General features: G+C 73.3%; 9 protein-coding genes. 5 read left to right on the forward strand and 4 right to left on the reverse strand.

Annotated features, from left to right (window positions below; all coding sequences use genetic code 11):
* The first annotated feature begins 229 nt into the window (after positions 1 to 229).
* Positions 230 to 3,991: a helix-turn-helix domain-containing protein gene (locus ABZT17_RS19000; RefSeq protein ID WP_356350312.1), complete on the forward strand. Its 3,762-nt coding sequence runs from the start codon at positions 230 to 232 to the stop codon at positions 3,989 to 3,991.
* A gap of 24 nt (positions 3,992 to 4,015) precedes the next feature.
* Here ABZT17_RS19000 and ABZT17_RS19005 read toward each other — a convergent pair whose 3' ends face one another.
* Positions 4,016 to 4,177: a hypothetical protein gene (locus ABZT17_RS19005; protein WP_356350314.1), complete on the reverse strand. Its 162-nt coding sequence runs from the start codon at positions 4,175 to 4,177 to the stop codon at positions 4,016 to 4,018.
* Positions 4,178 to 4,286: 109 nt separating this feature from the next.
* Here ABZT17_RS19005 and ABZT17_RS19010 point away from each other — a divergent pair, with 109 nt between their 5' ends.
* Together ABZT17_RS19010 and ABZT17_RS19015 are read left to right on the forward strand one after the other, a co-directional pair.
* Complete coding sequence (locus tag ABZT17_RS19010; protein WP_356350316.1) at positions 4,287 to 5,630, forward strand: tetratricopeptide repeat protein; 1,344 nt, start codon at positions 4,287 to 4,289, stop codon at positions 5,628 to 5,630.
* 313 nt (positions 5,631 to 5,943) lie between these two features.
* Positions 5,944 to 6,780 (forward strand): GAF and ANTAR domain-containing protein, encoded by an 837-nt coding sequence (locus ABZT17_RS19015; protein WP_356350318.1) that lies wholly within the window; start codon positions 5,944 to 5,946, stop codon positions 6,778 to 6,780.
* A 69-nt stretch (positions 6,781 to 6,849) separates the two neighbouring features.
* Here the strand turns inward: ABZT17_RS19015 and ABZT17_RS19020 are convergent, their stop codons facing one another.
* A complete protein-coding gene (locus tag ABZT17_RS19020) occupies positions 6,850 to 7,680 on the reverse strand; it encodes a hypothetical protein (RefSeq protein WP_356350320.1) in 831 nt (276 codons plus the stop codon).
* Between the two features lie 228 nt (positions 7,681 to 7,908).
* Between ABZT17_RS19020 and ABZT17_RS19025 the strand changes: the two genes are divergently transcribed.
* Positions 7,909 to 8,877: a nucleoside hydrolase gene (locus tag ABZT17_RS19025; protein WP_356350322.1), complete on the forward strand. Its 969-nt coding sequence runs from the start codon at positions 7,909 to 7,911 to the stop codon at positions 8,875 to 8,877.
* 75 nt (positions 8,878 to 8,952) lie between these two features.
* On the opposite strand, the gene ABZT17_RS19030 is transcribed toward ABZT17_RS19025, so the two are convergent.
* Together ABZT17_RS19030 and ABZT17_RS19035 are read right to left on the reverse strand one after the other, a co-directional pair.
* On the reverse strand, positions 8,953 to 9,885 hold the full coding sequence (locus ABZT17_RS19030; protein WP_356350324.1) for an LAETG motif-containing sortase-dependent surface protein: 933 nt from the start codon (positions 9,883 to 9,885) through the stop codon (positions 8,953 to 8,955).
* 265 nt (positions 9,886 to 10,150) lie between these two features.
* A complete protein-coding gene (locus ABZT17_RS19035) occupies positions 10,151 to 10,894 on the reverse strand; it encodes a DUF4142 domain-containing protein (protein ID WP_356350326.1) in 744 nt (247 codons plus the stop codon).
* A 272-nt stretch (positions 10,895 to 11,166) separates the two neighbouring features.
* Here ABZT17_RS19035 and ABZT17_RS19040 point away from each other — a divergent pair, with 272 nt between their 5' ends.
* Positions 11,167 to 11,853: a DUF6445 family protein gene (locus ABZT17_RS19040; RefSeq protein WP_356350328.1), complete on the forward strand. Its 687-nt coding sequence runs from the start codon at positions 11,167 to 11,169 to the stop codon at positions 11,851 to 11,853.
* The last annotated feature ends 155 nt before the right edge of the window (positions 11,854 to 12,008 follow it).

A 12,008-nucleotide genomic window follows, 5' to 3' on the forward strand; every position in this document is an offset into this window, starting at 1 on the left:
TGGCAGCTCGGACGTTCCGCAGAAAGGCTTTTCCACAAACTCACAGCGGCATTTCGCCGAACTGATCAAGCCATGGGAAACCTGTGAGAACCGGGTGTCCTCTTTGTCACAGCCATCAATTCCGGATAACCGGGTTCCATGGTGTTTGTCCGGACGTTAGGTTGCCGTCACCTGCGACACCTACGAAAGCCGTACGAAAGCCGTCAGTGGTACCGGAGGTGGCCGACCCGTGGGCCGACCCGAACGACCGTTGGACCCCGAGGCCGGGCCCGTCCAGCGCCTCGCCCATCAGCTGCGCGAGCTGCGCAGGGACGCCGGCGGGCCGTCGTACCGCGAGATGGCCGAGGCCGCCGGGTTCTCCGCGACCACGCTCTCGCAGGCGGCGGCGGGAGAGCGCTTGCCGTCCCTCGCCGTGGTGCGGGGTTACGCGCGCGCCTGCGGGGCCGATCCCGAGGAGTGGGTGCCGCGCTGGAAGGAGGCGGAGGCCGAGGCCTCCGGCACCGCCCGCCCGGACGAGGACGTGCCGGCGCCGTACCGCGGCCTGGCCCGCTTCGAACCCGCCGACCGGGAGCTGTTCTTCGGCCGCGACCGGCTCGCCGACGACCTGTGCGCCCTGGTCTCCGAGCACCGGTTCGCGGTCCTGTTCGGCGCGTCCGGCAGCGGCAAGTCCTCCCTGCTGCGGGCCGGACTGATCCCCCGCCTCCAGCAGGAGATCGCGGCCCGCGGCCGCCCCGCGGTGCTGCGGGTCCTCACCCCCGGCGACAAGCCCGCCCAGACCTACGGCCATCTGCTCGCGCCCGCCGCGGACGGGCCGGAGGCCTGGGTGGTGGTCGACCAGTTCGAGGAGGCCTTCACCCTGTGCCGGGACCGCGCCGAGCGCGCCCGCTTCCTCGACCTGCTGCTCACCGCCCGCGCCCGCGAAAGCCGGCTGCGCGTGCTGATCTCCGTACGCGCCGACTTCTTCCCCCGCTGCGCCGAGCACCGCGACCTGGCCGACGCGCTGCGCGGCGCGGGCCTGCTGGTCGGCCCGATGAACGCCGAGGAGCTGCGCGAGGCCGTGGTGAGACCGGCGCAGGCCGTCGGCCATCTGGTCGAGCGGGAGCTGACCGCCCGGATCGTCGAGGAGGTCCTCGACCAGCCCGGCGGACTGCCGATGCTCTCGCACGCCCTCCTGGAGACCTGGCGCCGACGCAAGGGCCGCATGCTGACGCTGGCCGCGTACGAGGCCGCCGGCGGGGTGCGCGGCGCGATCGCCGCGAGCGCCGAGGAGGTGTACGGGGAGCTGACCCCGCCCCGTCGGCGGGCCGCCCGGCAGCTGCTGCTTCGGATGATCGAGCCCGGCCGCGGCACCCTCGACACCCGCCGCCCGCTCACCCGCGCCGAACTCGACGAGTGGGCCGACCCGGACGTCCCGGTCGTGGTGGAGGCCCTGGCCCGTGCCCGGCTGCTGACCGCCGACGAGGAGGGCGTCCACCTCGCCCACGAGGCGCTGATCACCTGCTGGCCCCGGCTGCAGGGCTGGATCGACCAGGACCGTGAACGGCTGCGCGCGCACCGCTCGCTGACCGAGGACGCCCGCACCTGGACCGAGCACGACCGCGACCCGGGCGCCCTGTACCGGGGTGCCCGTCTCGACCGCGCCGGGGAGCACTTCCCCGACCCCGAACGGGACCCCGCGCTGACCGCGACCGAACGGTCCTTCCTGGTCGCCGCGTTCCAGGCCCGCGAGGCCGAGCGCCGGGTCGCCGCCCGCTCCCGGCGCCGGGCGCGGACCGCGATCGGCGCCCTGTCGGCGGTCCTCGCGGTGGCGCTGGTCGCCACCCTGACCGCCTGGACGCAGAGCCGCGACAACCGGCGCCGGACCACCGAGGACGCGGCCCGCAGGATCGCCTCCGTCGCCGAGGGACTGCGCTCCACCGATCCGCGCACCGCCCAGCTCCTCGGCGTCGCCGCCTGGCGGGTGGCCCACCTCCCGGAGAGCCGCGGCGCCCTGCTGGGCTCCCTCGGCCAGCAGGAGCGGGACATCTTCAGCGACCCGGCCCTGGACGAGGGCACCGCGCGCTTCCTCACCCACCACGGCCGTACGCTGCTCAGCGTCGAGGGCGGCACCTGGCGCTCCTGGGACACCTCCACCGGACGGCGGACCGGCACCGGGCGCGTGCCGACCGGTGGCACCGTGGAGTCGGCCAGCCCCGACGGACGGCTGCTGTCGGTCCGCTCCCCGGACGGGATACGGCTGTGGGACACGGTCGCGGGGAACTGGCGCGGCGCGCGGCTGCCGGCGACGGCCTCGGCCGAGTTCTCCGGCAGCACCTACCTCGTGAGCGACACCGGCACCCCCGACGTGGAGGTCCGCTCGGTCACGGACGACCGCCCCCTGTTCGCCACCCGGGCCAAGGACTCGGCCGTGGTGGCGGCCGGCCCCGACGGCTCCGTGGTGGCGGCCTGCCCCGACGGCGGAGGCGCCCTCCAGGTACGGGACCTGCGCACCCACCGCACCCTGCCCGGCCGCTGGCAGCACACGGCCGGCATCTGCGGCCTGGAGCGCTCCCTGCTGGTCCTCGGCCGGCGGCAGCTCGCCGCGCTCACCCCGACCGGTGCGCTCGTCTGGGACATCCGCTCCGGCCGACAGGTGGCCGACCTCGCCGACACGGGCCTGTCCTACCTCTCCTTCAGCGACGACGGCAGGTTCGTGGCGACCGCCGACGCGCGGGAGATCAGACTGTGGCGGCCGGGCGTCACCGCCCCCGTCTTCCGCCACGACCTCAACAACCAGCACCTCTACGGCGGTCTGCTCTGGGACGCCTCGCGTCCCGTGCTGCGCTATCTGGAGGGCGGCACCGTGCACGCCCTGGACGTCTCGTCGGCGGTCACCTCCGCCTGGCAGGACACCCCCATGGACGAGGTGCTGCTCAGCCCCGACGGGCGCACCCTCGCCACGGCCCGGCGCACCGGAGGCCACTACCGCGTGGACCTCAGCGACCCGGCCACGGGCCGCCTCCTGCGCACCCTGCCGGCCCCCCGGCCGCCCGTCTCCGACGACCCGTCGTTCCCGGTGCGCGCGCCGGACACCTCCGTGCTCATGGCCTTCTCCCCCGACAGCAAGGCACTGGCCTACGGCGTCTCGGCGCCCAGCAGCTTCGCCGACCACCAGCCGCTGGCGGTCTGGGACATGGCGGGCGGCCGTACCCGCGCGACCCTGGACCTGGCGAAGTCCTCCACGGGGGCCGCGATGGCGATCGCCCTGGGCCCCGGCGGCCGCACCCTCTACACCACCCGGGCCGTCCTCTCCAGCAACGCCGCGGGCGCGACCGGCACCCTGAGCGACGAGGTCTGGGACACGGCCCGCGACCGCCGCACGGCCGTCCTCCCCGCCCTTTCCAGCAGCCATCTGGCCGTCTCCCCCGACAACCGGCTCCTGGCCGGTGACAACCGGGTCGTCACCCTGCCCCGCGAGGTCACCCCCCGGGACCTGGTCCAGGGCGACGAGATCGGCGCCCTCGCCTTCACACCGGACGGCTCGCTGTTCGCCGCCGGCGACCAGACGGGACGGGTCGCCCTGTGGGACGGGAGGCTGCGCCAGCGCGTCGGCATCCTGCGCAACGTCTTCTCCGCCCTCCCCGAGGACATCGGCGACGCCGAGTTCGGCGACACCTCCGAAGCGGTCAGCGCACTCGCCGTCAGCCCCGACGGCAGGACGCTCGCCGTGGGCGGCGAGGCGGGCAGTCTCCAGCTGTGGGACATCGCCACGCTCCAGCCGCTCGGCGACCCGCTGACGACGTCGGGCGAGCAGGTGGACACCCTCGCCTTCAGCGCCGACGGCACGACGGTGTACGCGGGCAGCGACCACGTCCCCCTCCAGCGCTACACCGTCGACCCGGCGCGGGCGATCGACACGGTGTGCGCCCACACGGGCGGCGGCGAGCTGACCCGCGCGCAGTGGAGGACGTACGTCCCCGAGGTGCCGTACCGAAGGGTCTGCGGGAGCTGATCGCCCCGGGCGCGGGGCGGTTCGTCAGCGGGCGGGCCGGGACTGCTGGATCTGGGTCGCCTGCTCGGCCGGTGCCGCCGCTCTCGCCGGTCCCGCGTTCGCCGCCAGGACCAGGGTCGCCACGGCGATCAGCGCGGCGGCGAAGCCTCTTGCGTAGCGCTCGGTGGGGCTGGTGCGTTCGTGCACGGCGACCTCGCGACAGCGGTGGTTTCAGCAACGGGTTAAGCGTGTTTAATCCGTGCCTTAACCTAGGGGTCGACGGGGGCTAACAGCAAGAGGGCCAGGGGGAGTTGGCGTGTCTGAGCGTGACGATCCGGGCACCATCGGGCGTCGGGTGCAGCAGTTGAGAACCACCCGCGGGCTGACGCAGAAGCAGCTCGCGGAGCCGGCATACACCCCCGCCTACATCTCCACCCTGGAGGCCGGCCGGGTGCGCGCCTCCGAGGACGCGCTCAGGCATATCGCCGAGCGGCTCGGAGTGGCGTACGAGGAGCTGGCCACCGGGCGTCCGGCCCGCCTCGCCACCGATCTGCGCCTCCGGCTCACCGAGGCCCAGCGCACGCTCGCCGGCGGGGAGGCCGAGCGGGCCGCCGAGCAGTACGCGGCGCTGCTGGACGAGGCCGAGGCGCACGACCTCACCGATGTGCAGGCCGTCGCCCTGCTGGGGCTCGGGGAGTCCGCCATCGACACCGGTGAACTCGTCGACGCCCGGGAGTACTTCGAGCGGGCCGAGAACGTCCTCGTCGACGCGCCGCTGCCCGCGCGGGTGCCGGCGCTGCGGGGGCGTGCCGTGTCGCACTATCTCGCCGGTGAACTCCGTTACGCCGTCTACCTGCTGGAGTCCACGCTCGACGAGCTGAACCGGGGCGGGCTGCACGATCCCGACGCGCTGCTGCTGCTGTACGCCAGCATCATCGGCCCCTACATGGACATGGGCGCGCAGGCGCGGGCCGCGCAGGCCGCCGAGCTGGCGCTCGCGCTGGCGCCCCGGGCCGGGGACCCGGCGCTGGTCGCCCGGATGCACCGGTCCGTCGCCCGTACGCTGCTCGCGGAGGGGCGGCTCGCGGAGGCCGACGCGTCCCTGGTGAAGGCGGCCGAGCTGTATCGCACGCTGCAGCTGCGCACCGAGCTCGCCAACTGTCACTGGATGCGCGGGTACGTGTATGCCCAGAACGGCGAACTCAAGCTTGCCGAAGGGGAGTTGAGGCAGGCGCTGGAGATGCTGTCGGCCGGGCGGGCGGCCCTGTACAGCAGCCAGGTCGCGGTCGAGCTGGCGGATGTGCTGCATCGGCGGGGAAAGTCGGAGGAGGCCTCCTCGCTGTTGCGGGAGACGCTGAACGATCTGAGTTCCGAACGGGGCGCGTTGCATTCCGCCGCGGCGCACCGCCTTCTGGGGATCATCGCCGAGGACGCACGGGACACGGAGGGCGCGGAGGAGCACTACGTGCGGGCGCTGAGTCTGCTGGAGCGGGCGGGAGCGGCCGGGGACCTCGCCGATCTCTGCCGGCTGCTGGGGGATCTGCTGCGCCGCACCGGCCGGGTCGAAGCGGCCCTGGACGCGTACCGGACGGGGCTGGGGCACCGGACGGCCCCCGGAACGACCACGCTCGGGCCCGCGCCCGCACAGCCGCCGCTGTGACAGCCCGGCACCGACGGCGCGTGGCCGTCGGTGCCCGATGCCCCCTCGGTCCGGCGCGTCAGCCGTTGCCGCCCCGGCAGCGCTCGATCGCCTCACAGCCGCGGTTGTACGGGTTGGCCTGGCTGGGGTTGGGGATGAAGCGGTCGAAGCGGAGGACGGGCGGTCCGTTTCGCCCCGGTCGGCAGGGGTAGTCGTGCAGGACTACCGAGCGGTCCTGTCACGAGCTGCGACCCGACCCCCGGCTCGGTGGTCCGCTGCGGGAGACCAGGACGAGGGCCGCTGCGACTGAGGGAGGCGGTGGCCGAGGGAGGCGGTGGCCGTGCGGCCCGACGCTGACCGTTTCGGCTTTCCCGGCGACGATCCGGGACACGGCGGTGACGACGGCCGCCGGTCCGGCCGCGAGGGCGGAAACGGGAGGGATCCGGAACGGGCGCGGGCCGCCGCCGTGATCGCCGAGAAGGTGCGCGGTGCCCGGCCGGTGGAGATCCCCGGCCGGCTGTGCGCGGCGGCGGTACGGCTGCTGCCGGTGATCGGCGCGAGTGTGTCCCTGCGCTCCGACGGACTGCCCGTCCGGATCGGCGCCAGCAGCGACAAGGCCTCCTACCTCGCGGAACTCCAGGCGACGATCGGTGACGGGCCCTGTGTGACCGCCTCGGAGGCCGGCGCCCCCGTCCTCGCCTGCGACCTCACCGGGGGCCGTGACCTGCAGCGCTGGCCGGTCTTCGCGCACCAGGCGGCCGAGCTCGGGATCGGCGCCATGTACTCGGTCCCGCTGGGCAACGGTGTGGTCTGCGTCGGCACCCTCGACCTCTACCGCGAGACCCCCGGCCCGCTCACCGAGCGCCAGCTGTGGACCGCGCGGCTGATGGCGGGGGTCATCACCGTCGCCCTCATGGCCCTGCCGCGTGAGGAGAACGGCCCGCGGGGGGAGCGGTGGCTGAGCGGACTGGCCACCGACCACGACGCGATCTACCAGGCCATCGGCATGACCATGGCGCAGCTCGGGATCGACGCGCACGAGGCGCTGGCCCGGCTGCGGGCGCGCGCGTTCGCCCACGGGCTCACGGTGCTGGAGGTGGCCCGGGACGTCGTCGCGCGCCGGAGGCGGTTCGACGGGGAGGGGTTCGGAGAGGGCGGGGCCGGCTGTTGAGGGTGGGGCCGGCGGGACAGGGCGAGGTCGCCTGGTCGCTCCGTAACGGCAGGAAGCCGGTATGGGGGCTCAGACCTCGACCCTCCCTGACCTCCTGATCTCGGAGAGCCGCCGCACCCCTGTCTGTACGGCCGCCCGTGTCGCGTCCGCCGAGACGTCGCCCATGCCGCCGAGGGTGACGGCGATCGTGTCGCCGCCGACACGGACCGCGGCGACGTCCAGGGTGAGCACGGTCGGGTCGCCGTCCGGGGTCTGGCCGCGCAGCGTGACGCGCAGTCCCTCGCGCGCGTCCCCCACCGGCGGCAGGTCGGCCTCCCTCAGCGCCACGTTCTGTACGGCGCCGTGCGCGGTGACCGCGGTGAACGTGCCGCACGTCCCCGGCAGTGACCGCAGCCAGGCCAGGGTCCGGTCCACGTCGGCGGCGTTCAGGGCGAGGACCTGGTAGCGCAGCTGGGCCTGGTCCATCGCGTCGTCCAGCCCGACCACGGCCCGGGCGCCGCCGCTCGCGCCGAACAGGTCGTCGGCGTAGAGGGCGTCGAGGAGGCGGCGGCAGTCGGGGGACTCGGTGGTCGCCTTCAGCACCCCGTCCCGCCAGGTCGCCGCGCCCTGGGTCGGGGTCCAGGGGTCGCCGAGGTCGTTGGCGGTGACGAGGGCGGCCTGGGCCTGGGCCTGGGTGAGGACGCGCGGGGCGGGCGGGGCGGTCGGGGAGTGCTTGGAGGAGGCGGCGGGGTGGGCGCCGGACTGGGCGGTGGGGGTGCTGGGGACGCAGGCGGTGAGGGTGAGGAGGCCGAGGGCGGAGAGGGGGGTCAGGGTGAGGAGGGCGGTGCGGGTGAGGACGGCTTTGCGGGTGCCGGCGGTGCGAGGGGAGGCGGCGAGGACGCGGGTGGGGGTGCGGGGCATCGGGGCCTCCATGGGGCGGGCCTGTGTCGGGGGGCCGTACGGCGTGCGGCGTGCGGTGTCTCCACGGGATCACCGGGGATACGGCGGCACCAGCGCACCGGTCCGTACGGGCGACTTTTCCCGCCCCCCACCCCCCACCCCCTCCTCTCCCGACGCCGTAGGGTCGCCCACGTATGAGTAGGAGACTGGATCGTGGGGCCCGGGGGCCCTTGGGAGGAGGTCGGGGTGGTGGCTGGTCAGGCCGTTCCGGTGATCATCGACTGTGACACCGGTGTCGACGACGCCCTTGCTCTGTTGTTCGCCGTGCGGCACCCGGCGCTCGATGTGCGCGCGATCACCTGTGTCGCCGGGAACACGGACGTGGACGGGGTGGTCCGCAACACCCTCACCGTGCTGGAGCAGGCGGGCGCCCCGCAGATCCCGGTGGGGCGGGGTGCCGAGCGGCCGTTGATCGAGCCGGCGCGGTCGGCACGGCATGTGCACGGCTCGGACGGGATGGGCGATCTGGGGCTGCCCGCACCGAGCCGTGGACCGTCGGAGCTGGACGCGGTGAGCCTGTTGCGCCGGGAGATCCTCGCGTCGCCGCGACCGGTGACCCTCATCCCGACCGCGCCGCTGACCAACATCGCCCTGCTGCTGCGGACGCATCCCGAAGTCACCCGCAACATCGAGCGGATCGTCTTCATGGGCGGCGCGGTGGCCACCGGGAACGCCACACCGGTCGCCGAGTTCAACGTGTGGCACGACCCGGAGGCGGCCGCGGTGCTGCTGACCGCGGGCGTGCCGATCACGATGTACGGCCTCGACGTGTTCACCCAGGTCGTCGTCCCCAGCGCCGATGTGCACCGGCTGCGGACGAGCGCGGAACCCGGCGCCCGGCTGGCCGGCGAGCTTCTCGCGCACCGGCCGGCCCGTCCGGGCGAGGCCCTCGAGGCCGAGGAGGCGGGCGGTCTCGGTGACGCGGGCGCGGTCTGCACGGTCGTGGACCCGGCGGGGATCACCAGCCGTCCGCTGCCGGTCGAGGTCTCCCTCGCGCCGGGGCCCACGAGGGGACAGACGATCGTCGACCGGCGCCCCCGGCCCGGCGAGTCGGAGATCCACGGGGGCGAGCGCGAAACGGCGCTGGTGGACGTGGCGTTGGGGGTGGATGTGGAGCGGTTCGTGAAGCTCTACCTGGAGACCGTGGAAGGCGTCTGACGGTCCGCGAGGTACGCGGGCGTGACGAACGCCCCGGAGCGGGGGTCCCCGGGGCGTTCGTCGTTCGGGAGTGGATCAGGAGTGGGCTGAGCGCCGGCGGCGGTTGACGACGAGGATCGCCGCGCCGCCCGCCAGCAGGACCGCCGCGCCGCCGGCGATGAGGCCGGCGTCGCTGCCGCCGCCGGTCTCCGCGAGGCCACCGCCGCCGCCGTTCGGCGTGGCCGCCGGGACGGTGGTGGACGCGGAGGCGACCGGGGTGTCGCTCGATTCCGGCGTCGACTCGGAGGCGCTCGGCGTCGGGGTGGCGCTCTCGGAGGCCGGGGCCGACGGCGGCGTGGAGGCCGGGGTGGACGCGGGCGGGGTGGCCGGGGGCTGCGACTCGGTGGTGGTGCAGTCCTTGGTGCCGCCGTTCCAGGACGCGATCAGCTTGTCCTTGATGACCGCGTGGTCCGGGCCGGCCGGCAGGTCACCGTGCTCGAAGCCGTCGTTCGCGCCCTGCTTGCCGTCGAACTTGGTGGCGCCCCGGTACAGGTCGATCTGCGCGAAGCAGCCCGCGTCCGGCACCGCGATGTCGAGGGAGTCGGTCTGGCCCGGCTTCACCGTGACGGTGTCGAAGTCGAGGAAGACCTGCTGGCCGGAGGTGGCGAAGGAGGCGCCGTGGGCCAGGTAGGAGGCGAGGGAGGCGGTGCAGGTGGCGGCGTCACCGGCGGTGCGGACCTTGATGTGGACCTTGCCGTCCTCGGTGGGCTTCAGGTTCTGGTCGTCGACCCGGACCGAGTCGTAGAAGTGCGTGCCGTCGAGGGAGAACTGGCAGCGGTCCGTCTCCGTCTTGGTGCCGGCGCCCGTACCGGGCTTGTAGCTCCCGCCCTGGTTCCAGCCGTCGCCCCCAGGGGTACCGCCGTGCGCCCAGGCGCCCGAGGCGGCGGCGACGGAGGCGGCGCAGAGGACGAGCGACGCGGCGCTCGTCCCGAGCAGGCGGCGGGCGGTGAAACGACTCGCTATGGACATGCGAGATCCCCACTTCGGCATGTGCGGCACCGCGGTACGGCGGCTCGGGCGGCATGCGGCACAGAAGTGCTCGGGCATGCGGCGGCCGGCCGTACCGGGGCGGATGGTCTTGGGAAGCACCGGGCTCATTGGTCACATGAGCCTCAGTGTCCTCACATGGTCCATCTCGTGATCGAACCCTGTCAACCTGCGGTGTAGCAGGGATAGTTCAACGGGCCATCACAATTTCGACACAACCGGGAGTGGGCCCTTCCGGACCCGTCGCTCACCCCACGGTCGGACTGCTGGGACTCGGTGCGGTGCCCCCTCCGGACGTCGACTCGCCCGGCAGGATGGGGGGTTGGGTCGTGGTGTCCACCGGCGGTGTGAGCACGACCTCGGGCTGACCGGCGAGCGGCGGCGGCGGGGTCAGGTCCTTGGCGGGCAGCTTCGGCGGGGTCGTCTCCTGGAAGAGGACCTGGTCGAAGTTGACCAGCCCGGTGTTCTCCATGACCGTGATGTGGTCGAGGACGGTCGCGTTGGCCTGGTCGGCCAGCGTCCGGACGACCGTGTTCTTGGTCGTGGAGCGGATCTTCGCGATCGTGTTGAAGATCGAACCGTGCGTCACCCGCAGGATGTTGGCGAAGTCGGTGTCGAACTGCTTGCCGCTGTCCGCCTTGAGCGTGTTGACGAAGCCCTGCTGCTGGGGGCTGGGCAGATTGGGGATGGTGATGTTGAGCATCACCGCGATCTTGCGGCAGCTGGCGTCCAGCGCCGCGTGACCGTCGATCAGGTGCTTGCTCGCGGTCTTGACCGCCGCGCTCTGCCCCTTCTGGAGCCCCAACTGCCCGACGGGGTACTCCCACAGACCGGCCGCGCGCACCTTCACCACGAAGTCCCGGTCCGACTCGGTCAGGGGTCCCCACTGGGTCTGCGCGATGACTCTCGTCCCCGAACTCGACACGGTGTTGACCCCGAGCATCGAGGGGTAGGCGAGTGCGGCGAGAGTCAGGCTCAGGGCACCGCCCACAAAGAGAGTTCCCGTCGCATTCCGCGAAAAAGCCACCGTGCCTCCTGCCCGGTCGAGGGTCCCGCCCTTGGTCGTTCGGCGGGGGTCGGACGCAGTGGAGTACGGACGCGACCCGGCCGCGGAACCTTTTGATTTGGTAAAGAACGGCCGGTGTGAGCCGTGTCATGCGGGGCCGGGCACCCTTTTCGCTGATGGTGAGCATGACAAGGGTTGACGGAATGTTGACCAGTTGACGGGAGAGTCGGGACGAATCCCCGACCTAGATTCGGGCCATGACCCCACCGCCACCACCCAGGGTCCCCACGGCCCTGCCCGTCCTGCCCTACCGCAAGCCCACCAAGGGCCGCGACTACTGGGTGTTCGACGATGTGCTGCCCGACGTGGACGCCGTACGGGAGAGGTGCCTCGCCAAGGACGACTGGGTCAAGGGGTACCCGTACACCTCGGAGACCTGGCCCGGGCTGCGCACCATGCCGGGGCTGGAGCCCGCTGAACTCGCCCGGGTGGAACGTCTGGTGAGGCAGGCGACCGGGGCGAAGGAGCTGTGGGTGCAGAAGGCGCCCGGCGGCGGGACGCTGAACCACAACTGCGTCCAGGTCGTCGGTGAGGGCGAGAGCGAGCCGCGGCCGCACACCGACTCACGGGCACTGTGCCGGTACGCGGCCGTGCTGTACCTCAACTCGGGCGTCGGCAAGGACTGCGGCACCGCCTTCTACCGCCAGTCCCTGCCGGGCGGCCGGCTCGGCGGCAACGTCGTCCAGGCCCCGCACAACAACCTCGTCGAGGCGCTCGGCACCCGGTTCGTGCCCGGCGACCACTTCGAGGAGGACGTACGCGTCCCGCACAAGTACAACCGTCTGCTCCTCTACAACGCCAACCTGGTGCACAGCGCCACCGGTTACTCCGGAAAGTCGCTGGAGGAGAAGCGGATGACGGCGGTCTTCTTCTGGATGGCGTGAGCGGGCGGGCTAGGGCGTGTTGCGAAAGTCCCGCCTGCCGGGCGGCGTCTGGCACGCACTCTCGCCGCACCGGGCGAAAACCCACGTACAACCAGTACGAGGGCTTCCGCCCGGCACGCCGAGAGCACGCCCCAGACGCCGCCCGGCCCGCCCTC

It is taken from the genome of Streptomyces sp. NPDC005648 (assembly GCF_040605395.1).
Taxonomy (GTDB): Bacteria; Actinomycetota; Actinomycetes; order Streptomycetales; family Streptomycetaceae; genus Streptomyces.

Coding starts and splice junctions, on each gene's coding strand:
- ABZT17_RS19020 (WP_356350320.1), bottom strand. CDS start 7,680: ATGCCCCGCACCCCCACCCGCGTCCTCGCCGCCTCCCCTCGCACCGCC.
- ABZT17_RS19030 (WP_356350324.1), bottom strand. CDS start 9,885: ATGTCCATAGCGAGTCGTTTCACCGCCCGCCGCCTGCTCGGGACGAGC.
- ABZT17_RS19040 (WP_356350328.1), top strand. CDS start 11,167: ATGACCCCACCGCCACCACCCAGGGTCCCCACGGCCCTGCCCGTCCTG.